19 protein-coding genes are annotated in these 24752 nt (G+C 69.7%); 13 read left to right on the forward strand and 6 right to left on the reverse strand.

Annotated elements, in window-relative coordinates; genetic code table 11:
- Positions 1 to 308 precede the first annotated feature (308 nt).
- The 5 genes from BLW86_RS36430 to BLW86_RS36450 all read right to left on the reverse strand — a co-directional run bounded on the left by BLW86_RS36430 (position 309) and on the right by BLW86_RS36450 (position 6779).
- Positions 309 to 1484, reverse strand: coding sequence for an ROK family transcriptional regulator (locus tag BLW86_RS36430; protein WP_177181856.1), 1176 nt, complete (start codon positions 1482 to 1484; stop codon positions 309 to 311).
- Positions 1485 to 2211: 727 nt separating this feature from the next.
- Positions 2212 to 2913, reverse strand: a complete 702-nt coding sequence (locus BLW86_RS36435) for a FadR/GntR family transcriptional regulator (RefSeq protein ID WP_093877968.1) — start codon at positions 2911 to 2913, stop codon at positions 2212 to 2214.
- Positions 2914 to 2994: 81 nt separating this feature from the next.
- The gene (locus BLW86_RS36440; protein ID WP_093877969.1) at positions 2995 to 4038 is read right to left on the reverse strand and encodes an ABC transporter permease; all 1044 of its coding nucleotides are present in this window, start codon (positions 4036 to 4038) and stop codon (positions 2995 to 2997) included.
- A gap of 2 nt (positions 4039 to 4040) precedes the next feature.
- A complete protein-coding gene (locus tag BLW86_RS36445) occupies positions 4041 to 5627 on the reverse strand; it encodes a sugar ABC transporter ATP-binding protein (RefSeq protein ID WP_093877970.1) in 1587 nt (528 codons plus the stop codon).
- Between the two features lie 102 nt (positions 5628 to 5729).
- Positions 5730 to 6779 carry a sugar ABC transporter substrate-binding protein gene (locus BLW86_RS36450; protein ID WP_093877971.1) on the reverse strand — a complete coding sequence of 350 codons (1050 nt, stop codon included), beginning with the start codon at positions 6777 to 6779 and terminating at the stop codon, positions 5730 to 5732.
- Between the two features lie 470 nt (positions 6780 to 7249).
- Between BLW86_RS36450 and BLW86_RS36455 the strand changes: the two genes are divergently transcribed.
- From BLW86_RS36455 to BLW86_RS36510, 12 genes are all read left to right on the forward strand, one after another.
- A complete protein-coding gene (locus tag BLW86_RS36455; RefSeq protein WP_093877972.1) occupies positions 7250 to 8101 on the forward strand; it encodes a fumarylacetoacetate hydrolase family protein in 852 nt (283 codons plus the stop codon).
- A gap of 11 nt (positions 8102 to 8112) precedes the next feature.
- A complete protein-coding gene (locus BLW86_RS36460) occupies positions 8113 to 9450 on the forward strand; it encodes an L-fuconate dehydratase (RefSeq protein ID WP_093877973.1) in 1338 nt (445 codons plus the stop codon).
- Complete coding sequence (locus tag BLW86_RS36465; RefSeq protein WP_093877974.1) at positions 9447 to 10205, forward strand: SDR family NAD(P)-dependent oxidoreductase; 759 nt, start codon at positions 9447 to 9449, stop codon at positions 10203 to 10205. Before BLW86_RS36460 ends, BLW86_RS36465 begins: the two co-directional genes overlap by 4 nt.
- Positions 10202 to 11212 (forward strand): aldo/keto reductase, encoded by a 1011-nt coding sequence (locus tag BLW86_RS36470; RefSeq protein WP_093877975.1) that lies wholly within the window; start codon positions 10202 to 10204, stop codon positions 11210 to 11212. Before BLW86_RS36465 ends, BLW86_RS36470 begins: the two co-directional genes overlap by 4 nt.
- A complete protein-coding gene (locus BLW86_RS36475) occupies positions 11209 to 11520 on the forward strand; it encodes an L-rhamnose mutarotase (protein WP_093877976.1) in 312 nt (103 codons plus the stop codon). The genes BLW86_RS36470 and BLW86_RS36475 overlap by 4 nt, the downstream gene beginning before the upstream one ends.
- Positions 11517 to 12425, forward strand: a complete 909-nt coding sequence (locus BLW86_RS36480; protein ID WP_093877977.1) for an amidohydrolase family protein — start codon at positions 11517 to 11519, stop codon at positions 12423 to 12425. Before BLW86_RS36475 ends, BLW86_RS36480 begins: the two co-directional genes overlap by 4 nt.
- A complete protein-coding gene (locus tag BLW86_RS36485) occupies positions 12416 to 13156 on the forward strand; it encodes a (Fe-S)-binding protein (RefSeq protein WP_093877978.1) in 741 nt (246 codons plus the stop codon). Before BLW86_RS36480 ends, BLW86_RS36485 begins: the two co-directional genes overlap by 10 nt.
- Positions 13153 to 14652 carry a LutB/LldF family L-lactate oxidation iron-sulfur protein gene (locus BLW86_RS36490; RefSeq protein WP_093877979.1) on the forward strand — a complete coding sequence of 500 codons (1500 nt, stop codon included), beginning with the start codon at positions 13153 to 13155 and terminating at the stop codon, positions 14650 to 14652. Before BLW86_RS36485 ends, BLW86_RS36490 begins: the two co-directional genes overlap by 4 nt.
- Complete coding sequence (locus BLW86_RS36495) at positions 14649 to 15290, forward strand: LutC/YkgG family protein (protein ID WP_093877980.1); 642 nt, start codon at positions 14649 to 14651, stop codon at positions 15288 to 15290. Before BLW86_RS36490 ends, BLW86_RS36495 begins: the two co-directional genes overlap by 4 nt.
- Before the next feature lie 177 nt (positions 15291 to 15467).
- Positions 15468 to 18665 carry a glycosyl hydrolase family 95 catalytic domain-containing protein gene (locus BLW86_RS36500; protein WP_093877981.1) on the forward strand — a complete coding sequence of 1066 codons (3198 nt, stop codon included), beginning with the start codon at positions 15468 to 15470 and terminating at the stop codon, positions 18663 to 18665.
- 281 nt (positions 18666 to 18946) lie between these two features.
- Positions 18947 to 19132 carry a hypothetical protein gene (locus tag BLW86_RS43595; protein ID WP_093877982.1) on the forward strand — a complete coding sequence of 62 codons (186 nt, stop codon included), beginning with the start codon at positions 18947 to 18949 and terminating at the stop codon, positions 19130 to 19132.
- A 1047-nt stretch (positions 19133 to 20179) separates the two neighbouring features.
- Positions 20180 to 21091 (forward strand): YncE family protein, encoded by a 912-nt coding sequence (locus BLW86_RS36510; RefSeq protein WP_093877983.1) that lies wholly within the window; start codon positions 20180 to 20182, stop codon positions 21089 to 21091.
- 698 nt (positions 21092 to 21789) lie between these two features.
- Here BLW86_RS36510 and BLW86_RS36515 read toward each other — a convergent pair.
- Positions 21790 to 22590: a hypothetical protein gene (locus BLW86_RS36515; protein WP_143060319.1), complete on the reverse strand. Its 801-nt coding sequence runs from the start codon at positions 22588 to 22590 to the stop codon at positions 21790 to 21792.
- A gap of 577 nt (positions 22591 to 23167) precedes the next feature.
- Here BLW86_RS36515 and BLW86_RS36520 point away from each other — a divergent pair.
- Positions 23168 to 23917, forward strand: a complete 750-nt coding sequence (locus BLW86_RS36520) for a transposase family protein (protein WP_093877985.1) — start codon at positions 23168 to 23170, stop codon at positions 23915 to 23917.
- Positions 23918 to 24752: the final 835 nt, after the last annotated feature.

The following is a 24752-nucleotide window of genomic DNA, read 5'->3' on the forward strand; positions in this document are numbered from 1 at the left end:
AGTCCCGTGGAATCTGCGATCTCGTGGAATCCGTGAAGGATTATTCAGCCCTTTATGGAGGGCTGGTCAATACCCTTTCCAAGGGTTTTCCTGTGCCCTTTCCTGTGCCTGATCCAGGGCATGCTGCGCAGGCCGTCGCTCTCGAATTGATTCTTCGTCGAGAGGCGGCACGGTCGGGTGGACCGGGTAAGGAATTCAGTCGCGAATGGCTAAGGTGACCGACGGCTGGCGTCGAGTGTTCTTTCCCTTGCGTGCGGCGGTACCCGGTGCGGGAGCCGCACGGGGGAGGCAAGGAGTGGGGCGGCCTCTCAGGACAGTCGGGCGCGGACGCTCTCCCTGATCACCAGGCAGGCAGCACCCCGCGCCCACAACGTCTCGCTGGCCTCGTCGACCTTGATCACGCAGTCGCGGGCGGCCGTGGAGACGGCATGTCGTTCCAAGGCCGCGGTCATCGCCGGTCCGAAGTGCTCGTACGCCACGACGCCCTCTCCCGCGATCACGATCAGACCGGGGTTGAGCAGATTGCACAGGCAGGCCAGGCCGCGCCCGAGGGCGTCGCCGGCGACGGAGAACGCGTGGAGCGCGGCCCGTCGGTCGATCTCCGTGCCCGACCGCGCGAACTCCGCCACCGCGTCGTAGTCGGCATCCGGCCGGCCGCCGGCCTCCTGGAACAGGCGAAGCACCGCGTCGGAGGATGCCAGGGCCTCCACGCAACCCCGGTTGCCGCAGGCGCAGTCGGGGCCGTTCGGCTCGATCGGCAGATGCCCGAACTCGACGGCCAGTCCGCCGGCCCCGGAGTGGAGGACTCCATGGAGCATCAGTCCACCGCCGATGCCCCGCCCGACGGAGATCACGGCGAAGGAGTCGACCTCCCTCCCCTCTCCGAACCAGCGCTCGGCGATCACCAGGGCGTTGACGTCGTTGTTCACCACCACCGGAAGTCCGGTCGCCTCGCTCAGCGGAGCCGCGACGGCGACGTCCGTCCAGCCCAGGCGAACCGCCGAACGGCACACGCCGGCGGCCGCGTCGACGTGGCCGCCCACGCCGACCCCGATGCCCAGGACCTTCGCGTCACCGGTCCGCGCCTCGGCGATGAGCCGGGCCGTCAGGTCCGCGGCCACCGAGAGCACATGGGCCGGCTCCAGGGACGTGAGTGAACGCTCCATGCGGAGCAGCGGGCGGGCGCCGAGGTCGGTGAGCACGGCCGCGACGTGGGTGCGCGCGATCTGGATCCCGACGACCAGGTGCTGTTCGGTGTTGACCCGAAGCAGGCGCTGGGGGCGACCGAGCCCGGTCGCGCTCTGCTGTCCGGTCTCGCTCAGATAGCCGCCCTCGATCAGCGGCGTGAGCAGCCGGGTCACGGTGGACGGGGACAGTCCGAGCCGTTGTGCGATCACCGTGCGTGAGACCGGGCCCGAGGTGAGTACCTGGGCGAAGATCTCGGCTCCTGTCTGATCCGGGACCAGAGCCGTCGGCGTGGTCACGTCACATCCCTCCCTGGCATCCCCATGACATCTCAGTGTTGCCGCGAGTCTGGCGTAGATACTTTCTTGCGTCAAGAAAAGAAGTGAAGGGAATCGCGGGCCCCACCGGTGCGGCGTCCCTGGTGGCGTCTCGGCGCGGGAGGGCCGCGGGGACGGACGGCAGCGCCCGAGCGGTGCGGTAGGACGGGGCACGGTCATCAGGGCGGCGTGACAAGTCCCCGCCGACGAGACCGAAGGGCACGCACGCCGGGACCCGGCCACGCACCCCGGGGACACCCCCAGTTCGTCGAGTCCGGCTTCATCGAGTCGGGAAGCTTCGCCTCGAACAGCTCGTCGAGCCTCATCGTCGGCAGGACGTGGTCCTGGTCGGCGGCACCGGCCGGGCAGCGCGGCGACAGCGGCCGGTGTCACGACCGTCGCCGCAAGGCGCCTGTGGCTGCTTGCTCTTGGGCGGTTCCCGTGGCCCCTCGGCCCTCTCCAGTGCCTCGGAAGGGACTCGTCCGTCGCCCCTGGGAGGCGGGAGGGCCGCCGGCAGTGCCGGGCCGCGGCCAGGGGGCTGCGGACATCACCCGCCGAAGAAGACGCCGACGCCGCCCGAACCCGGCTTGGCGAGAACCTGACAGGTTTCCGCGCGTCACCGGAAGGGCGAGACGGGCTGGAAGTCGGTTGGACAGCCCTGCCGGCCGTCCACAGCGCTCGCGCCACAGCGTGTGCCCGACGCGGTCGCTCAGTCGTCGATGGATCCCAGCGAGTCGTCGTCCAGGCCGGCTGCCAGCCACTGCTCGACGGCGCTGATGTGGGTGGTCGCGGTGGAGACGGCGAGCAGCGTGTCCCGTGCCTCCAGTGCGCGGAGGATCTCCTCGTGGTCCCTGTGGGCGTTCTCCAGGGCGTGGCTGGTCCGGCTGCCGCGCATGATGCGCACGCGCTGGGTACGGGTGGAGAGCACGGACAGCAGCATGGACAGCACCGGGTTGCCGACGGCTTCGACGATCCTGAGGTGGAAGGCGATGTCGTGGGCGACGAACTCCTCGACGGTGGCCGCGGAGCGGCACTGGTCGAGGAGGTGCCGCAGTTCCGTCAGATCGTCCGGTTGCAGCAGGGCGGCGGCGAGTCCGGTGGCCTGCGGTTCGAGAAGCCTGCGGACCTGGAGCAGCTGCAGGGCGGTCTGCCCCTGGGAGACGTCGGCCGCGAAGGAGAGGCTCTCCAGGAGCAGGTGCGGCTCCAGGCTGGAGACGTACGTGCCGTCGCCCTGCCGGGTGATCAGGATCCGCATGGCGGTCAGAGCCCGGACGGCCTCGCGCAGCGAGCTGCGGGACAGGCCGAGCTGTTCGGCGAGGACCTCTTCCTTCGGAAGGCGGGAGCCGGGTGCGAGTTCTCCGGTGACGATCATCGCCTTGATCTTGTCGATGGCCTCGTCGGTCAGTGCCACGAGCGTGTCTCCAAGCCGGGTGTGTACGGGGTGGCGGCTCCGCCCGCTGCTGGGCCGGGCGGAGCCGTTCGTGGGGTGAGGCTATTCCTGCTTCTCGCCGGAGGCGAAGCGGGAGATGACCAGGGCGACGATGATGATGAGGCCGTTGAGGAACTGGTTCCACAAGGGCGGTACCCCCGCCAGCGTCATGACGTTGACGACGAGCTGGAGGGTCAGTACACCCGTCAGGGCACCGAAGACCGACCCCTTGCCGCCGTTGAGGCTCACGCCGCCGATGACGGTCGCCGCGAACACCTGGAAGATCCAGCCGCTGCCCTGGGTCGCGGAGATGGAGCCGTAGTGGCCGCTGTAGAGGATGCCGGCGAACGCGGCGAGCACACCGCCGACGACGAGGGCGATCCACACGATCCGTTCGACGCGGATGCCGGCGGTGCGGGCCGCCTCGGGGTTGCCGCCGATGGCGTAGAGGGCCCGGCCGTGCCGCAGCCAGGCCAGCGCGCTGCCACCGATGGCGAAGAGCGCCGCGCAGACCCAGATCGCGGCGGGTACGCCGAGCCAGGACGCCTTGCCCAGATAGGTGAACGACGGCGGCAGGTCGATGATGGACTGGCCCTCGGACAGCGCGACCTGGAGGCCGCGCAGCATGGTGAGGGCCCCCAGCGTCACGATGAAGCCGTTGAGGCGCAGCTTGAGGATCAGGAATCCGTTGACGGCGCCGATCAGCGCGCCGACGAGCAGGCACAGGGGGACGGCCGTCCACTCGGGAAGGAGCCCGAGACCGCTGAACCGGCCTCCGCTGGTGGGCAGGACCAGCCAGACGGCGACGAGGGGAGCGACACCGATGGTCGACTCCAGGGAGAGGTCCATCCGCCCGCAGATCAGGATGAACGTCGTGGCGAGGACGAGCAGGCTCAGCTCGGTGGACTGCTGGGCGACGCCGATGAGGTTGTCGGCGGTGAGGAAGGCCGGCGAGACGATGAATCCGATCAGGCCGAGCACCAGGATGGCGGGGACGAGGGACAGCTCGCGGAAGCGGCCGAGGTCGACGCGGCGGCGCACGGGGTCCGCTGCGGCCGGCTCCGTCGCGCTCGTCGCGGGCTCGGTGAGATCTGTGGTGGCGGACATGACTACCTTCCGTGCTTGTCGGTGCCGGACGCAGGGGATGCGGTGCCGGGGGCGGCGACGCCCTCGATCGCGGCGACGACGTCCTCGTCCTTCCAACCGCGCGGGAACTCGGCGACCACCCGTCCGTGGAACATGACGACGACCCGGTCGCACACCTTGAGGTCGTCGAGCTCGTCGGAGACGATCAGCGCGGCCTTGCCGCTGTCGGCGACCTGTCGGATCCTGCCGAGCAGGAACTCCTTGGATTTGACGTCGACACCGTTCGTGGGCCGGATGGCCACCAGGACGTGGGGGTCGGTGGCGAGGGCGCGCGCGACCACGACCTTCTGCTGGTTGCCACCGGAGAGGGCGGAGACGGGGGTGGCGGCGCCCGGGGTCTTGATGTCGAGATCCCGGATCATGCGCTGGGCGAAGACCTTCGTCCGGGAGGGCAGTACCGTGCCGAACGGGCCGAGCTGATCGGTGACGGTGAGCGTCGCGTTCTCCGCCACGCTGCGGTCGTTCACCAACCCCTGGAGATGGCGGTCCTCGGGGACCAGACCGACCCCGGCGGCGAGGGCGGACGGCACGCTGCCGGTGCGTACGGTCCTGCCGCCGGCCGAGATCCTGCCGCCCCTGGCGCGATGCAGACCGGCGACGGCCTCGCCCACCTGCACGTTGCCGCTGGCCGCTGAACCGGCGAGCCCCACCACCTCGCCCGAGCGGACCGAGAGCGACAGCTCCTCGCAGGCACCGGACAGCGTCAGCGCGTCGATCGTCAGCAGTTCCGCCGAGTCGGCCGTCACCGCCGGAGCCCTGCCCTCGGCCACGGGCGTGACGGAGGCGGACTCGCCGGTCATGGCCTCGACCAGCGCTTGGTGGCCGAGCTCGGCCACCGGCGCGGTGAGGACGTGCGCCGCGTCGCGGTAGACCGTGACGGTGCTGCAGAGGTCGTACACCTCTTGCAGGTGGTGGGAGATGAAGAGGAAGGCGACGCCCTGCTCCTGGAGGTCGCGGAGCTTGTCGAAGAGGCGGCCGATGCCACGGGCGTCGAGCTTGGCGGTCGGTTCGTCGAGGATGATGAAGCGGGCGCCGAAGGACAGTGCCCGGGCGATCTCGACGAACTGCCGCTGCTCGACGGTGAGGTCCTTCGCCCGTGCGGCGGGGTCGACTTCCACCCCGTACTCGCCGAGCAACTCCTCCGCGCGGACCCGGAGCTGCTTCCATCGGATGCGCCGCAGCGGTCCGGCGCTCTGCCGGTTGAGGAAGAGGTTCTCGGCGACCGTGAGGTCGCCGATGACCGTGGAGTGCTGGTAGACGCAGGCGACGCGGGACCGCCAGGCGTCGATGTCGCCGAGGGCGGGTGCCGGTGCGCCCGAGAAGCGCAGGGATCCGGTGTCGGGTCGCTGGAGTCCGGTGAGGACGGACACGAGCGTCGACTTGCCGGCGCCGTTGCGTCCGACCAGGGCGTGCGACTCGCCCGCCGCGACGCTGATGCGGGCGTCGCGCAGGGCGACGGTCGCGCCGAACCGTTTGGTGATGCCGGTGGCCTCGGCCACCGGGGCCGGATGCCCGGGGCCCGTCGCCGGGGCGGTCGCGGTGTCCGCCATGGTGGATACCGTCCTTCGTGTGCGGATGCCGGGGTGCTGGGGAACGCGGGGAGCGGTGCGGGGAGAGGGCGATGTCACCCTCTCCACCGCGGGTGTCGGCGGTCAGCCGACGTTGTTGCCCCACAGGGCCTTGTCCTCGACGTTCTCCTTGGTCACCAGCGGAGCGGGCAGCTGGTCCTCCAGGCCGTTCGGGATCTTGACGATGGTGGAGCCGTGGTCCGTCGCACCCGGCTGGAAGGTCTTGCCCTCGGTCGCTGCCTTGGCGTAGTACAGCGCGTACTTGGCGTAGAGGTCGGCGGGCTGGGAGACGGTGGCGTCGATCTGCCCCTTGCGGATCGCGTCGAACTCCTGCGGGATGCCGTCGTTGGAGATGATCGAGATGTGGCCCTTCGCGCCGGCCGGCTTCAGCAGCCCCTTCTGCTCCAGGAGTGCCAGCGTCGGCTGCAGGAAGACGCCGCCGGCCTGCATGTAGATGCCGTTCAGATCCGGGTTCTGGGCGAGCAGCGACTGGAGCTTCGCGGAGGCCACGTCGCCCTTCCAGTCGGTGGGCAGCTCGAAGACCTTGATCTTCGGGAACTTCGTCTTCATGCACGCGGCGAACGCCTCGGAGCGGTCGCGCCCGTTGATGGAGTCCAGGGCGCCCTGCAGTTCGGCGACCTTGCCCTCGCCGGTCAGCTGCTTGCCGAGGAACTCGCAGGCCTTGGTGCCGTACGCCCGGTTGTCGGCCCGGACCACCATGTAGACGTCGCCCTTGTCCGGCCGGGTGTCGACGCTGACCACCGGGATCTTCGCCGCCGACAGGGTGTCGAGGGTCGAGGCCACGGCTCCGGTGTCCTGGGGCGCCATGACGACGGCCTTGGCCCCGGTGTTCTGGAACACCTGCACGTTGGCGACCAGCTTGGTGACGTCGTTCTGCGAGTTGCTCAGGGGCAGCGTGTGGACACCTCCGGACGCGATGTCCTTGTTCAGGTACTGCGCGTAGGAGTTCCAGAAGTCGGAGTCGGAGCGCGGCAGGTCGATGCCGATGGCGGGCTTGCCGCTGCCGGAGGCGGCCGAGTCCGCGCCCTCGCGGTTGCACGCGGTGGCGAGGGACAGCGCCGCGAGGACGGCGACGGCTGCCGTGGCGGTGGAACGGGTGCGAGCGAGCTTCATGACCGTGTTCTCTCCTGAGCCGGGGCGGGGGAGCCGCAGAGCGAGGGTGGGAGGTGGCGGATTCGCCTGCCGGGGAGGGCGAGCCCGCCGTCCGGGCGGAGGGCGGCCCGGCGCGTGGCGTGCGGGACCGTGCCCGGGGAAAGGCACGTGAGGTCCAGCCGGTGGCCGAGGCTTCGGAGGCGAGTGGATGCGGAGGCACCTCGTATTCCTCCGATGTATCCCGGACGTCGAGGACGTTACGACGGTGTTGCCGACGTTGACAAGGGTCCGCTCACAACGATTTACCGGACGTCAGGCCTGGAGTTCCGAGATACATCGGATGTATCCGTTGCGGGTCCCGCCTCCTTGTGTCTACAGTCGCGCTGCCGCCATACCTCCGACGACCGTGTCCGAAGCCTGAGGACGCGGGCCGTCGAAGACACCTGCGGTCGACCTCCTCGACGAACCAGCCATGGCAAGGGAGTTATCCTGTGAAACTGCTACGTGTCGGTGCCCCCGGTGAGGAGCGGCCCGCCGTCCGCACCGACGACGGCCGGCTGCTCGACCTCTCCTCCGTGGCCTCCGACATCGACGGCGCCTTCCTCGCCTCGGGCGGTCTCGACCGGGCTCGTACGGCGCTGGCGGAGGGATCGCTGCCCGAGCTGGACCCGGAAGGACTACGCATCGGGGCACCCGTCGCCCGCCCCGGCAAGGTCGTCTGCGTCGGCCTGAACTACCGGGACCACGCCGCCGAGACCGGCGCGCCGCTCCCCTCGCGACCGGTCGTGTTCATGAAGGACCCCGGCACGGTCGTGGGCCCGTACGACGAGGTGCTGATCCCCCGCCGCTCGGTGAAGACGGACTGGGAGGTCGAACTCGCCGTCGTCATCGGCCGCCGGGCGCGCTACCTCGACGGGCCGGCCGCCGCGCGAGCCGTGATCGCGGGATACGCGGTCAGCCACGACGTGTCGGAGCGCGAGTTCCAACTGGAGTACTCGCCCCAGTGGGACCTGGGCAAGTCCTGCGAGACCTTCAACCCCCTCGGCCCCTGGCTCGTCACCGCAGACGAGGTCGGAGACCCCCAGAACCTCGGACTCCACCTCAGCGTCAACGGTGTGAAGCGGCAGGACGGCCACACCGGCGACATGATCTTCCCGGTCGACCACATCGTGTCGTACCTCAGCCAGTACATGGTCCTGGAGCCGGGCGACGTCATCAACACGGGCACGCCCGCCGGCGTGGCCCTCGGCCTGCCCGGCACCCCCTTCCTGACTCCCGGCGACACCGTCGAGCTGTCCGTCGACGGGCTCGGCAGCCAGCGCCAGACCTTCGGCCAAGCGTGAAAGGCACCCCCTTGACTGCAACTCCCGCCCGGATCACCGCGGTCGACACCTTCGACATCCGCTTCCCGACCTCACGGGAGCTGGACGGCTCGGACGCGATGAACCCGGACCCCGACTACTCCGCCGCCTACCTGATCCTGCGCACCGACGCGACCGACGGGCTCGAAGGACACGGCTTCACCTTCACCATCGGACGCGGCAACGACGTCCAGGTCGCCGCCGTCGACGCGCTGCGGCACCACGTGGTGGGACGCCCCGTGGCGGAACTGTGCGCCGACCCGGGCTCCCTCAGCCGTGACCTGATCGGAGACAGCCAGCTGCGCTGGCTCGGCCCCGAGAAGGGCGTGATGCACATGGCGATCGGCGCCGTCGTCAACGCCGTGTGGGACCTCGCCGCCAAGCGCGAGGGCAAGCCGCTGTGGCAGCTGCTCGCCCACGCCGAGCCGGAGTGGCTGGTCTCCCAGGTCGACTTCCGCTACATCGCCGACGCCCTCACACCCGAGGAAGCCCTCCACCTCCTCAGCGAGGGGCGCGCAGGGATCGCCGAACGCGAGGCGGCGCTGCTGGAACGCGGCTACCCCGGCTACACCACGTCCCCGGGCTGGCTCGGCTACTCCGACGACAAGCTCACCCGGCTCGCCCGGCAGGCGGTCGCGGACGGCTTCACCCAGATCAAGCTCAAGGTCGGCGCCGACCTCGACGACGACATCCGACGACTGCGCACCGCACGTGCCGCCGTCGGCGCCGGCATCCGCATCGCCATCGACGCCAACCAGCGGTGGAACGTGAACGAGGCGATCGACTGGACCGGCGCCCTCGCCGAATTCGACCCGTACTGGATCGAGGAGCCCACCAGCCCCGACGACATCCTCGGCCACGCGACGATCCGCAAGGCCGTGACACCGGTGAAGGTCGCCACGGGCGAGCACGTCCAGAACCGTGTCGTCTTCAAGCAGCTCCTGGAAGCCGGCGCCATCGACGTCCTCCAGATCGACGCCGCCCGGGTGGGAGGCGTGAACGAGAACCTCGCGATCCTGCTGCTCGCAGCCAAGTCCGGTGTGCCGGTCTGCCCGCACGCCGGCGGGGTGGGGCTGTGCGAGCTGGTGCAGCACCTGTCGATGTTCGACTACCTCGCACTGTCCGGCACCACGGAGAACCGCGTGATCGAATACGTCGACCACCTCCACCAGCACTTCACCGACCCCGTGGTGATACGCGACGGCCACTACGCCGCGCCGCTCGCCCCCGGCTTCTCCGCCGCCATGCGGGCGGAGTCCATCGCCGAGTACCGCTACCCGGACGGAACGTTCTGGGTCGCCGACCGCACCGGACAGGAGAACGCGGCATGACCGAGCTGTCAGGCCTCAGGGCCGTCGTCACCGGCGGCGCTTCCGGCATCGGACTGGCCACGGCCCGCGCGCTGGCCGCGCGCGGCGCGGCGGTCGCCGTGCTCGACCTCGACCCGGCCGGCGTGCCCGAACCGGTGCTCTCCCTCAAGGCCGACGTCGGGGACGACGCCTCGGTACGCACGGCTGTGGACACCGCCGCCGCGCGACTGGGCGGGATCGACATCCTCGTCAACAACGCGGGCATCGGCGCCGCCGGGACCGTCGAGGACAACGACGACGAGCAGTGGCACCGCGTCCTGGACGTCAACGTCGTCGGCATGGTCCGCACCACCAGGGCCGCCCTGCCTCATCTGCGCCGATCCGCACACGCCGCCGTCGTCAACACCTGCTCCATCGCGGCCACCGCCGGGCTGCCGCAGCGGGCCCTGTACTCCGCGAGCAAGGGCGCCGTACTGTCCCTGACCCTCGCCATGGCCGCGGACCACGTCCGCGAGGGCATCCGGGTCAACTGCGTCAACCCCGGCACCGCCGACACGCCCTGGGTGGGCCGGCTCCTGGAAGCCGCCGAGGACCCCCGGGCCGAGCGCGCCGCCCTCGAAGGCCGCCAGCCCATGGGCCGACTGGTCACGGCCGAGGAGGTGGCGGCTGCCATCGTGTACCTCGCCGGTCCCGCCGCGGCCAGCGTCACCGGCACCGCACTCGCGGTCGACGGCGGCATGCAAGGACTGCGCCTGCGCCCGGCGGTCCGCCAGTGAGGACCACCACCGCGGGCGGCGATGCCCGCCGGGGCTCACGCCTGGCGCTGGGCTGCGCCGCCCTCGGCAACCTCTACGAGCCGGTGAGCGACGAGACGGCCCGCGCCACCGTCGACGCCGCCTGGGACGCCGGCGTCCGCACCTTCGACACCGCACCCCACTACGGTCTGGGCCTGTCGGAGCGGCGCCTGGGGGCGGCCCTGCACGGCCGCCCCCGAGACGCGTACACCCTCTCCACCAAGGTGGGCCGCCTCCTCGTGCCCGACGCCGAGGGCCGCGCCGGCGACGACCTCGCCCACGGCTTCGCCGTTCCGGCGACCCACCGTCGAGTCTGGGACTTCAGCGCCGACGGGGTGCTGCGCTCCCTGGAGGCGAGCCTGGACCGCCTCGGCCTCGACCGTGTCGACCTCGCCCTCCTGCACGATCCTGACGACCACGCCGAGCAGGCCCTGCGCGAGGCGTACCCGGCCCTTGAGCGGCTGCGCGCCGAAGGCGTGGTCGGGGCGATCGGCGTCGGGATGAACCAGTCCGCGCTGCCCGCCCGCTTCCTGCGCGAGACCGACATCGACGTGGTCCTCCTCGCCGGCCGCTACACCCTGCTCGATCAGGACGGGCTCGGCGAGCTGCTGCCGGAGGCGGCCGCCCGCGGTCGTGACGTGATCATCGGAGGCGTACTCAACTCCGGCCTGCTCACCGATCCGAGACCGGGTGCCACGTATGACTACGCGCCCGCCCCGCAGCCTGTGCTCGACCGTGCCCTTCGGCTCCTGGCGATCACCGGACGCCACGGCGTCCCGCTGCGCGCCGCCGCCCTTCACTTCCCGTTCGGTCACCCCGCCGTCGCAAGCGTCCTGACGGGCGCACGGTCCCCCGAGGAGGTGCGCGACACCGTGGAGCAGCTGCGCCGGCCGGTCCCGGACGCGCTGTGGGACGAACTGCGCGCCGAGGGTCTCCTCGCGGCGGGTGTCCCCGTTCCCCACGCCGCACCGTCGAAGGAGGAGTCATGAGGGTCGCCCTGCACACCAGGGTCCGCGCCGACCGCGTGGAGGAGTACGAGGCGGCGCACCGCGAGGTGCCCGAGGAGCTGACCGACGCCATCCGCGCCGCCGGCGTGAGCGAGTGGACGATCTGGCGCAGCGGCACCGATCTGTTCCACGCACTCGAGGTCGACGACTACGCGGCGATGATCGCCACGCTCGGGAGGCTGCCCGTCAACATCGCCTGGCAGGCGCGGATGGCGGGACTCCTGGACGTCGCCCACGACTACTCCGCCGAGGGAGCGGAAGCCTCGCTGCCGGTGGTGTGGCAGCTGTGACCACCCCCTACCCCGAGCTCCGCGTCGTCGATGCCCACCACCACCTCTGGGAGCTGTCCGTACGCGACCAGGACTGGATCTCCGGACCCGAACTGGCTTCGCTACGGCGTGATTTCACCCTTGCCGACCTGGAGCCCGAGGCCCGCGCGGCCGGAGTCGTCGCCACCGTGCTGGTGCAGACGATCACCGTGCCGGAGGAGACCCCGGAATTCCTGTCCCTGGCCGCGCGCAGCGACCTGGTCGCCGGTGTGGTCGGCTGGACCGACCTGACCGCCGCCGACGTCGCCGACACACTCGCGAGCCTGCGAGGAGGACCGGGCGGCGACCATCTGGTCGGCATCCGTCACCAGGTGCAGGGAGAACCTGACCCTCGCTGGCTCACCCGCCCCGACGTGCTGCGCGGTCTCGCCGCGGTCGCCGAGGCCGGGCTCGTCTACGACCTCGTGGTGAAGCCCCATCAGCTGGAGGCCGCGACGGAGGCCGCCGCACTCCTGCCGGGACTCACCTTCGTCCTCGACCACCTGGGCAAACCGCCCATCGGATCCGGTGAACTCGCCCCCTGGACCCGGCGGATCCGACGGCTCGCCTCCCTGCCCAACACCGTCTGCAAACTCTCCGGCATGGTCACCGAGGCCGACTGGGACTCATGGACCCCGGACGACCTCGTGCCGTACGCCGACACGGTCCTGGACGCCTTCGGGCCGGAGCGGCTGATGTACGGATCCGACTGGCCCGTCTGCCGTCTCGCGGCCACCTACGCCGAAGTCCTCGGCGCCGCACACGCGGTGACGGCGCGGCTCGATCCGGCGGAACGCCACGAGGTCTTCGCCGGAACCGCCACGCGGACCTACGGGCTGACCGTCACAGGCTCCCCGGGTACGCCGAAGGAAGCACCATGCGCATAGCCCTCTTCATCACCTGCTTCAACGACACGATGTTCCCCCGGACGGGCCGCGCGGTCACCGCACTCCTCGAGCGCCTCGGCCACACCGTCGAGTTCCCGCAAGGGCAGACCTGCTGCGGCCAGATGCACTTCAACACCGGCTACCGCCCCGAGGCCCTGTCCCTGGTGCGCCGCTTCGCCGAGGTCTTCGCGGGCTACGACGCCGTCGTCGCCCCTTCCGGATCGTGTGCCGGCATGGTGCGCGGCCACCACCGCGTGGTGGCCGCCCAGTACGGGGACCCGGCCCTCGCCGAGGCGGTCGATCGGGTGGTGCCGACGGTGTACGAACTGTCGGAACTCCTCGTCGACGTGCTCGGCGTCACCGACGTCGGGGCGTACTTCCCACACCGCGTCACCTACCACCCGACCTGCCACTCGCTGCGCATGCTGCGGGTCGGCGACCGGCCCCTGCAGTTGCTGCGCGCGGTGAAGGGCATCGACCTCGTCGAACTGCCCGACGCCGGATCCTGCTGCGGCTTCGGCGGCACCTTCGCGCTGAAGAACGCGGACGTGTCCAACGCGATGCTGGCCGACAAGATGCGCCATGTCCAGGGCACTCGCGCGGAGTTCCTGTGCGCCGGCGACAACTCGTGCCTCGCGCACATCGGCGGCGGTCTCTCGCGCCTCCGCACCGGCGTCGGCACCATGCACCTGGCCGAGATCCTGGCCGCCACGGAAGGACACGTACGGTGAGCGGTGCCGACAACGTCGTCTGGCTGGGCACCCCGGCCTTTCCCGAAGCCGCGCGCGGCGCGCTCGCCGACACCCGGTTGCGCGCGAACCTGCGCCGGGCCACCGGGACCATCCGGGACAAGCGGCTGGCGGTCACCGCCGAACTCGAGGACTGGGAGGAGCTGCGGGAGACGGCCGCGGCCGTCAAACGGCACACGCTCCGTCACCTGGACCACTACCTCCTGCGCCTGGAGGAGGCGGTGACCGCGGCGGGCGGAACGGTGCACTGGGCCGCCGACGCCGCGGCGGCCAACCGCATCGTGACCGAGCTGGTCCGGGCGACCGGCGAGCGTGAGGTCGTCAAGGTCAAGTCGATGGCCACGCAGGAGATCGGACTCAACGAGGCGCTCGCCGACGCCGGCATCCGCGCCTATGAGACCGATCTCGCCGAACTCATCGTGCAGCTGGGAGACGACCGCCCCTCTCACATCCTCGTGCCGGCCATTCACCGGGGCCGCTCCGAGATCCGGGAGATCTTCCGACGGGAGATGGGGGAGTGGGGCAGGCCGGCACCCGACACGCTCACCGACGACCCGCGCGATCTCGCCGAGGCCGCCCGTCTCCATCTGCGGGAGAAGTTCCTCCGGGCCAAGGTCGCCGTCTCCGGAGCCAACTTCGCCGCCGCCGACACCGGCACGGTGGTGGTCGTGGAGTCGGAGGGCAACGGGCGGATGTGCCTGACCCTGCCGGAGACCCTGATCACGGTCATGGGCATCGAGAAGGTCCTGCCCGCCTTCGCCGATCTGGACGTCTTCCTCCAACTGCTGCCGCGCTCCTCGACCGGCGAGCGCATGAACCCGTACACCTCGCTGTGGACCGGCGTCACCGACGGAGACGGGCCCAGCAGCTTCCACCTGGTATTGCTCGACAACGGCCGCACCGCCACCCTGGCCGACGAGGTGGGCCGTCAGGCGCTGGCCTGCATCCGCTGCTCGGCGTGCCTCAACGTGTGCCCGGTCTACGAGCGCACCGGCGGTCACGCCTACGGCTCCGTCTATCCCGGGCCGATCGGCGCCGTCCTGACCCCGCAGCTCGTCGGCGTCGAGAACGCCGCCTCGCTGCCCTTCGCCTCGACCCTGTGCGGTGCCTGCTACGACGCCTGCCCCGTGAAGATCGACATTCCGGAGGTGCTGGTCCACCTGCGAGCCGAAGTCGTCGAGGCCGAGCGGCGGAGTCGGCTGCTGCCCACCCCGGAGGCGCTGGCGATGAAGGCCGCGAGTGCCGTCCTGTCCTCGCGGAGGCGGCTCGCCGCTGTCCAGAGGCTGGCCGTTCTCGGGGCCCGCCTGCTGTCCCGCGACGGCCGGATCGGCGCGCTGCCGGGGCCGTTCGCCCGCTGGTCCGGCACCCGGGACACACCCGTGCCACCCCGGGAGTCGATGCGGGCCTGGTGGCGCCGTACGAGGACGGGCACGCGAGACGAAGACCGTACGGAGACCGAAGGGAAGGAACGACGATGAGTGATCGTGAGGCCGTGCTGGGCGCGGTGAGGGTGGCGCTGGCCGGCGTGCCGGACTCCGAGAGTCCCGACGACGCTCCTTCGCGTGGTCCCGGCGCCGACCACGCGGGGCCGGACGTCGTCGGGCTGTTCGCCGAGCGCGCCGCCGAGTACCGGGCCGTGGTGGTCCGGGTGGCGGCGGCCGACGCCGCCGCGGCGGTCGGCCGCGCGTTGGCGCGTACCGGAGTGCGGTCCGTGGTCGTGCCGCCCGGATTTCCCGCGGATCTGCTCCCGGAGGGGTCGTGGACGTGGCTGGCGGACGAGCCGCCCCTGACGGTCGGCCGACTGGACACCGCGGACGCCGTGGTCACCACCGTCGCCGTCGGCATCGCCGTCACCGGCACGGTGGCCCTCGACCACGGCCCCGGTCAGGGCCGCAGGGCGCTGACCCTGCTGCCGGACCAGCACGTCTGCGTGATCAGGGCGGACCGGATCGCCCCCGACGTGCCCGAGGCGCTCGGCCTGCTCGACCCGTACCGACCGCTGACGCTGGTCTCGGGGCCTTCGGCCACCAGTGACATCGAACTGGACCGGGTGGAGGGCGTGCACGGGCCGAGGGTTCTGGACATCGTCGTGATCGAGGACGAGAGCCCGCATTAAACCTCCGATGTATCTCCCCATGTGTGGTGTCTGGCTGCCGAGTTGAGGGTGTCATGGGTGGTGCACGACTCTAGACATCGGATCTCTTGCGCCGCAAAGATGACGACGCCTTCGGCGAAAGCCGTTGAGCCCCCACATCCCCGCAAGAGAACCCCTCCATGGATGGGAGCCCCTGCCATGACCGATGAGGTCCGACCGCAGCGACGGAGCATCCTCAAGTTCGGTGGTGCATTCGCCCTCGCGCCCCTGATCACTCAGCTGACCGACTGGACGCCGGCCGGACAAGCCGCAGCCGCGACGGCCCCCACGGCCGCGGTCCTCCAGTGGCCGACCCTCTCCCGTACGGCGCTGAAGTATCCCGTCCCTGCCCTGGACTGGCAGTCACAGGCCCTGCCGATCGGCAACGGCCGACTGGGCGCCATGCTCTTCGCCGACCCCGACCAGGAGCGCATCCAGTTCAACGAGCAGAGCCTGTGGGGCGGGGTCAACGACTACGACAACGCCCTCGCGGGCAAGCCGGACAGCGATTTCGACACGGGCATGACCGGCTTCGGCTCCTACCGGAACTTCGGTGACGTCGTGGTCACCTTCCACGCCCGCCCGCAGGTCACGGCGCCCGGAGGCCCGTACCGGACCTCCTCCACGGAGGGCGTCGACAAGACGTACGACGGCACGCCGAGCACCAAGTGGTGCATCGAGGGACCGGGCGCGAAGGTGCAGTGGCAGGTCGAGCTGCCCGACCCCGTCGCGGTCGCGACCTACCGTCTGACGAGCGCCAACGACGTTCCGGAGCGCGACCCGCAGGAGTGGACGCTGTCCGGCTCCTCCGACGGCGCCACCTGGACCACGCTGGACAGCCGCACTCTTGCGGCACCTTTCGAGAGCCGCTTCCAGACGAAGGAATTCACCTGTGGCGGCACCGGGGCCTACCGCTTCTACCGCTTCGACTTCGTCCCCAAGGCCGGAGTCAGCCACTTCCAGGTGAGCGAGATAGCCCTGCCCGGAGTCGACCTCGTCGGGGAAGGCGCGATGTACCTGTCCTCGCCGAGCGGACACTCCGAGGGATCGGGCGCCGAGGCAGGGGCGCAGGACATCTCGCGTTCGGTGGACGCCGATCCCGCCACCGTCTGGCGGGTGGAGGGAGGCGCACCCGCGGTCGTCTGGCAGGCGGACCTGCCCCGCGCGGCCGTCGTCACGTCGTACGCGCTGACGGCGGCCCCGGACCGCTCGCAGGACGACCCCCGGAGGTGGGTGTTCGAGGCGTCGCAGGACGGGCAGGTCTGGGTGACCCTCGACGCCCAGAACCCGGGAGCGTCCTTCGCCGGCCGCGGTGAGACCCGGACCTACCGGATCACCAACACCACGGCCTACCGCACCTACCGGATCACCTTCACCCCCGGCAAGGCGTCCACCGGTTTCCAGATCGCGGAGGTCGCCCTGGCGGGCACGGACCTCGACACCCGCACTCTTCGCATGTTCGTCGACTACCAGCGTGCCCTGGACTTCGCCCAGGGCCTCCACGCCACCCGCTTCGGCGCGCCGGGGCGGCGCGCCCTGCGGGAGGCCTTCGCCAGCCGGTCCGCGGACGTCATGGTCTTCCGGTACGCCTCGGACGCCGACCGGGGGCTGTCCGGCGTGATCTCCCTGACGTCCGGGCAAGAGGGGGCTCCGACCACCGTCGACGCCACCGCAGGGAGGATCGCCTTCCGTGGCGTCATGGGCAACGGTCTCAAGCACGCGTGCACCCTCCACGTCGCGCACGCGGACGGAGAGGTGCGCGCGGAAGGGGCGACGCTCCGGTTCAGCGGCTGTACGAGCCTGACTCTGCTGCTCGACGCCCGCACCGACTACAAGCTCGACGCCGCCGCAGGATGGCGCGGAGTCGATCCGGAACCGGTCGTCGTGAGGACGCTCGACGTGGCGGCCGCCCGGTCCTACGACGAGTTGCGCGAGGAGCACATCGCCGGGACGCAGGCCCTCCTGAACCGTGTCTCCGTCGACTGGGGCACCACCGGTGACGCCGTCGTCGCCCTCCCCACCCCCGTCCGGCTCGCACGGTACGCGGCGGGCGGACAGGACCCGACCCTCGAACAGACGATGTTCGACCTCGGGCGTTACCTGCTGATCAGCTCCTCGCGCCCGGGAGGGCTGCCCGCCAACCTCCAGGGGCTCTGGAACGACAGCAACGCGCCGGCGTGGGCCTCCGACTACCACACCAACATCAACGTGCAGATGAACTACTGGGGAGCCGAGACGACGAACCTGCCGGAGTGCCACGAGGCGCTCGTCGGGTTCGTCCGGCAGGTGGCGGTCCCCAGCCGGGTGGCGACCCGCAACGCCTTCGGAGCGGACTCCCGGGGGTGGACCGCCCGTACCAGCCAGAGCGTCTTCGGCGGCAACGCGTGGGAGTGGAACACCGTCGCGAGCGCCTGGTACGCGCAACACCTGTACGAGCATTGGGCGTTCACCCAGGACATGGTCTACCTCCGCACCGTCGCCCACCCGATGATCAAGGAGATCTGCACGTTCTGGGAGGGGCACCTCGAAGAACGCGAGGACGGCTTCCTCGTCGCGCCGAACGGCTGGTCCCCCGAGCACGGGCCGCGCGAGGACGGGGTCATGTACGACCAGCAGATCATCTGGGACCTGTTCCAGAACTACCTCGACTGCGAGGCGGTACTCGGCGCGGACCCCGCCTACCGGGCCAAGGTCGCGGACATGCAGGCGCGCCTCGCGCCGAACAGGATCGGACGGTGGGGGCAGTTGCAGGAGTGGCAGGAGGACATCGACAGCCCCACCGACACCCACCGTCACACCTCACACCTCTTCGCGGTCTACCCGGGCCGGCAGATCACCACGAGGACGCCGGACCTCGCGGCCGCCGCCCTGGTCTCGCTCAAGGCGAGGTGCGGGGAGCGGGACGGCGTCCCGTTCACGGCCGCCACGGTGACGGGCGACAGCCGCCGCTCGTGGACCTGGCCCTGGCGGGCGGCCCTCTTCGCCCGCCTCGGCGACGGGCACCGCGCCGGGATCATGCTGCGCGGACTGCTGACGTTCAACACGCTGCCCAACCTGTTCTGCAACCATCCGCCCTTCCAGATGGACGGCAACTTCGGCATCTCGGGCGCCGTGGCGGAGATGCTCCTGCAGAGCCACGACGGCGTCATCCGGCTGCTGCCCGCACTGCCGGACGAATGGAAGGCCAAGGGGTCCTTCAGGGGCCTGCGCGCCCGCGGCGGCTACGAGGTCAGCTGCGAATGGCGGGACGGGAAGGTCACGTCCTACCGGATCGTGGCCGACCGGGCGCCCACGCAGGCGACCGTCGCCGTGCGGGTGAACGGCGTCGACAAGAACGTGAAGCCGGCCAAGCGCTGACGGCGGGAACCGGGAAGGACACTGCCGCCGAGGGGACGACCGGCTCCGTCGGCGGCAGGGCCTGGCCCTGCGTGTCGCCCGGAGCGGACCGGCGCCGAGCGTCTTCGCTCACGTGCTCACGGCGGGTCCGATCTCGAGGCCGGTGATCGCGAAGCGGCACGGACCGTCGCCCTGGTCACCCGATCGCTCGCCCCTTTGACCGAGGGCGACCATCCGAGCGAGACCGGCCTCGGGCGCCCCCGGTGCCTGCTGCGGGTCGACGCGAAGCAGCGCTCGGTGGTGTGACCCGGATCGCGCACCCGCGTCGCGCCCGTCCTCACGACCCCGGCGCCCGTCCCCTGCTCCGTCTGGAGCGCGGGCCGGACGGCCTGGACCTGGACGACGCCCGTGAGCAGGCCAACCGCCTCATCGAGCAGTCCATCGAGGAGCGGGACCGCGTCAGCCGGGGCGAGGCGCCTGCGCGGTGAGTCGGTGTCCGGGTCCGCGACCGGTCCGGAAGCGCTGGTCGGGAACGGGACACCGGTGGGAGTAATCAGGGGTTTCGATACGAACGCGGCCTCGCTCCCGATAGGGCGAGCGAGAGGCGCCTGACTGGCAAAAGCCCAGGTCGGGCGCCTCTTTTTGTGCCTCTAGAAGAAGCCCAGCTTCTTCGGGGAGTAGCTGACCAGCAGGTTCTTCGTCTGCTGATGGTACAGCCTGGATAGGCTTCTGACCTGTACGTATGACGCTCGCACGCGTCAATTGAGCGGCGCTGGACCGAGTACGGTCCGGATCTTGGTGAGGAGGGGCGCGGCGGGCAGTCGCCCGCATCGCTCAACATGGGAGAGCCCGACAACGCGGTCTGGTCGCCGCCATCCCCTGGCCGGACAGGATCCCTACCTCGGCATGGGAGTCAGCCTCTATGGTCGGTGTGCTCGGCATCGTCGTGCTCTCTGGTGATTCTTTCGGACGCTCATCGGCCAGGACGAGGCCTGGGCCAACTCACTTCCCTGGCTCGCGGCCGTGGCCGCTGCCATCGGGGTGGTCATGGCTGAAGGCAGAAGGACATCGAACCCTCCGGCCTCGACCACACGAGCCCTCAGCTCGGTCCCACCACAGGCCGAGATCCCGGGTCCCACAGCGATCCGACTCGCACGGCGCAAGGCCCGCGCCCATACTTGATTCAGAGCCTGATGTCGACCGCTAGCGCCGTAGCTGGTTGGGCGTTTGCGTACGCAGTGGTGGGTGCGCAGAGGGGAACCCCGGGCCTCGAAGTCTGCCGAAGAAATGGGGGCTTCCGAAGTCGAGCGACGCCGGAACAGCTGCCCGAGCCCGAGAGGTCAGCATGCTTGGTGGCTCGCTGCCCCTCCAGGCGCCCGCCGCCAAGGTGCGGCCTGACCGAGCGGCAGCCAGCCGGCGGCGACACCGTGAAGTACCACCGCTACCAAACCCCTCCGAAGCGACGCCACCTGCAGTTGGGCCGGCCATGACGACTCCTCCTCGCGGGCCGCTCGATCACGGAAGGTCGTGTAGCGATGAACACACCCCACGCTGAACAGCTGCGTGTCGTGGCCAACATCCCGGTGGGAGCGAAGCCGATCGGTGTGGCAGTGGGTCTCAGCGACGTCTACGTCACCAACAGCGGTGAGGACACCGTGTCGGTGATCGATCCTTCGACCAACGGGGTGAGCGCCACCATCAACGTCGGGTTGCGCCCGGAGGGAGTGGCAACCGATCCCCAATTCGGCATCTGCGTGTCCAACGGCGGCGACAACACCGTTTCAATGATTGACAGGTCCAACGCCGTCATCGCCACCGTCAGCGTCCAAGACCTGTTCACGCCGCCACCCGGCATGATGAGGGTAGCGGTCGATCACTTTCTGAGTCGCGCCTACGTGACCCATCGCGGTAGCGGCCGGGTGTCGATAATCAATCTCAGCGACGAGGTATTCTTCGCTTTCCCCTTCATCGATGTCCTTGGTCCCCTTGGTGTCGCGGTTGATCCGACAAGTCACCGCGTCTACGTCACGCAACCGGAATTCAACGCGGTGTCGGTGATCGACCCTGAACCCAACGGGGTCATTGCGACCATCCCAGTGGGACAGCAGCCCATCGGTATCGCGGTCGACGCCTTGAGGCGCCGTGCATACGTCGCCAATTCAGGCTTCAACATCGTTTCTCTGATCGATATCGATACCCACAACGTAGCCGATATCGACGTCGCTACAGGCTCCACTGGCGCAACGGTCGACTCTCGAGGCAATGCCTACGTCACCCAATTCGACGGCACCGTGAAGGTGATCGATGCCACATCCGGCAGCGTCAGCGCCACCATCCCGGTGGGCTCCCAACCGGCAGGTCTGGCACTCAAGCCCGACATCGGTCGGCTCTATGTTGCCAACAGCGGCGACGGCACCGTATCGGTGATTGATCTCGCCGGCGGTTAGAAGTCCGGGCTCCTGCACGGTGTGGGTGTGGAACGCGAGGAACTTCAGCCTCTCGGCCTTCGGGAGGGGGACGGCCACCGCCAGGGCGCGCGACACCTCCACCACCGTGCCGGCACCGACACCCTGGAGGGTGGTCGTCTGCCCGGCTCCGAGCACCGTGCCCCGAGGGACACGATTGGCGTCGGGACCTGGCCCTCCCTGACATCGGCGCGCTGGAGGAGCTTGAGGTCAAGCGGTCCCCGGTTCGCTGCCAGGGCGCTGGGCTGTGGTCCTGGCTGCCGCATGGTCAGCAGGTCACCGCTGTGGGCGGTCCGGCGCAGGTTCAGCAGCAATTGGCTGCGCACGGGGATGGGGGAAGATGTCGTCGAGCCGGACCGCGATAGTGCCGAACAATGGCGCCGGCCCCGGCGACGCAAGCTCTCGGGCTTCGCCGTACCGGAGACCCTGGTCAGCGACGACCCCGACGAGATTCTCGCACGTGACCGGTGGTGCCATCCCGTCTCCCCACGCTGGTCGGAAGCGTCGTCACTTCCAACCAGCACAACGAGCAACCCGGCAACCTTCCCGGTCACAGCACTGGCCCCATACGACTCATCCTCAGGACGTGTGGAGACCAGCCGACGGACCCGTCGGTCCTGAAGGCACGAACAACTCATCCCCGGACAAGCGGCGCCACCGCAAGCGCCTCTGTAGGCCTATCAGATGTCAACGACCAGGCCACGCAATGCCGAGGACAGCTCGTTCAGGCCGTCAACGTAGTCTTGGCCAATCAAGTCCGATGGCTCAGCAGGCAGCTCCGTCGCGTCCAGGACGGGATGCGCCAATCCCGTGCTGAAGGGTTCCAGCACGTCGCTAGCAGCGCCGCGGACGCTGGCCCCGAGGGCCTCAAGAGCAGCGCTGGGCGGCGGTAGCTCGCCGACGGTATCGCGGTAGAACTGCTGAATCTCTCCCAGAGACGCGGTGCTCAAGTCGAGACCGAGTTCGTCCCGCAGCGAAACCCAAGCCTGGTTCACTTCCGGCACAAGCGCGATCAGGGCATCTTGTTGATCGGCGATGGATGTCGCGTTCCGCTGAACCGCGTCGACCTGTGCGGCCACGGCCTCTGTTGCTCCTGCCGCCTTGGCACCGTCGTAGCGCTCCAGGGACCGCAGGAGTGCGTACAGTCCGTCGCAGACCAGCAGCTGCTGGGCGTGGAACCGGTAGATGGTCCGCTCGCGGGGTTCGCCCCCGGGCAAGCTGCCCTCGTCGACGCTCGCACTTGTGATCCAGACTTCATCGAAGTCATCACGCGGGGGATCATTCGCGATCGATTGGCGATAATTCGCGCACAGCCAGAAGAGACCCGAGCCGATGCCCAGCACGATGCCATGCGCAGGAGAAACAAAGGACGCAACACCGCCGGCGACAACCAGGGCTGCCGAGATGTTGTTGTCCAGCAAGGCAGTTCGCGTGGCTTCTTGTTTCACGCGCTGTCGTTGTTCATCACTCACGTCAGGCATTGACACACTCCTCACGGCGCTCGCTCGTGTTCACTTCCGAGCATTTCCTTAACCTGCGCGGCTCGCCCTCCGAGCGGGCCATTCGTGTAACAGCCAGTTCCGTAGCCGGACGCGGCGAGCCACGGGTTCCGCTTCAGTGCGGTGACGTCGTCGCGGCCTGCCGGGCTGTCTGCCGTGTTCTCACCGATGAGCATCATGGTGCACTTCCGCATGTCGGATCACGGACGAGCGCGGAGGGAATAGGGTCTTCGGTTGTTGGCTCCTGCGGGTGAGGAGTCTGCGTCGTGTCCTGGGGAAGTGATGCGCAAGGGGGTTGTCGGGTGGGCCGGCGGATAAGAGGTCCTCACAGAAGCCGTTGACGGTGTGACTGTCAGCTTGGGTGCTCGTTGGTCCGTTCGTGGCGAAGAGGAACTCTCGTCCGTGGGTCGTTTCGGACGAACTGTGGTTACTGAGCGTTTTCAGCGTGGCCACTGATCGGGTGACGCCGGTCAGGTCGAGGTGAGGGCCGCAACGCACAAGGCTCCCGTGCCGTTGGTGGAGGTGTTCGAAGTCTCAACCCATCGGCACAGGAGCCCTGTTGGTTCCCTATCCTGCCGCACTCGACCTCCCGCATGCCCTCGTCGAGTGGGTCACGATGCTCATCGTCACCCGTGAGGGTGACCGCAGGTGCAAACTCCCGCCGCACCAGCGGGTGCTCATCGCTCTGGTGTACCTGCGCCGCCACGACACCCTCCTCCGGATCGCGGCCGGCTTCGGGATATCCGTCGGCACCGTCCACGCGTACGTCACCGCCGTGACCGGTCTGCTCGCCGACCGCGCGCCGGGCCTGCTCAAGACTCTGCGCGAGCGCGATCCCCAGTTCGTCCTCCTGGACGGGACACTCGCCGAATGCGACCGCGTCGGCGACAGCCGGGCCGCCTACTCGGCCAGGCACCGCCGGCACGGCGTGAACGTCCAGGTCGTCACCGATCCGGCCGGTGAGGTGCTGTGGATCTCGCCCGCGCTGCCGGGCCGCACACACGACCTGACCGCGGCCCGCACCCACCGCATCATCCGGATCTGCGAACGCCAGGGCGTCCCCATCCTTGCCGACCGCGCCTACCAGGGCGCCGGCCCCTGGGCCACCACCGGACTCAAACGCCCACCAGGCGGCGAGCTCACCCTCACCCAGCGCACCGTCAACCGGGCCCTGGCCGCGGCCCGGGCACCGGTCGAACGCGGCATGGCACGGCTGAAGTCCTGGCAGATCTTCCGCAGATCACGCATCAGCCCCAACCGCCTGACCGTCATCACCAAAGCCGTCCTCACCCTGGAGAGACAACGCTGAAAACGCTCACTGAACCCCCTCTCGAACGCGACTGGCAGCCCATGCGCAGGTACGTCCCGCTTGTGAGCCGCAACCCCCTGGTAGCGGCTAATAAGCATGCCTTCCTCAGGCCCACCGGGGTGGCATATGCCCGAACTTTGTCTGGTTGAGATCCCCAGCACGTCGCGGCCTGTGCCAACAGACCCGGACAGCACCACGGCGCGCCAGACGCCGAGCACTTGCCACGGCGCTACCGGACAGACGCCCGCTGGATACGGCAACTCGCGGCGACCGCGTCGAGCAACGCCGCGGAGCTCAGCGAGCCCCGCCGTTGATGTACAGCGTCGGGCCGCTGACGTACGAGGCGTCCTCGGACGCGAAGGCAACCACGGAAGCGACCTCCCGCTGCCCGAAACGGCGCAGCGGGGTGCCGCCCCGGCCGGGGATGCGTGAGCGGCTGACCTGCGCTTGACGCCTTCATTGCGTGAGGTGTCCCTTTCGTGCGGGCGTTGCGATCGGGTAGGTACAGGTCTCCTCGGGGGAGGCAACGGCCTCTGGCTGGGGCGGCGTTACGGCCGTGATCAGGCGGAAGTGGGGCGCCTCAGCGTCACCTGGATGACGCTTAAGGAACTACCGAGGGTGATCGAGTAGGGGCTCAAGTGGAAGGCTCGGTCGCGGAGGCACACACTGGAAGTGCAACAGGTAAGGGGTAAATGGAAACGCGCACGGACTGGCCGGGGAAACCACACTGCAGCGTCTACAGCAAGCCCACTGATGTCTTGCACTGCTTGACACCCGGATCTGGTGGATGCTCACAGCCATATTTCCAGTCGTGTCGCGGTTGTTGAGAGCGGGT

Source organism: Streptomyces sp. TLI_105 (assembly GCF_900105415.1).
Classification (GTDB): Bacteria; Actinomycetota; Actinomycetes; order Streptomycetales; family Streptomycetaceae; genus Streptomyces.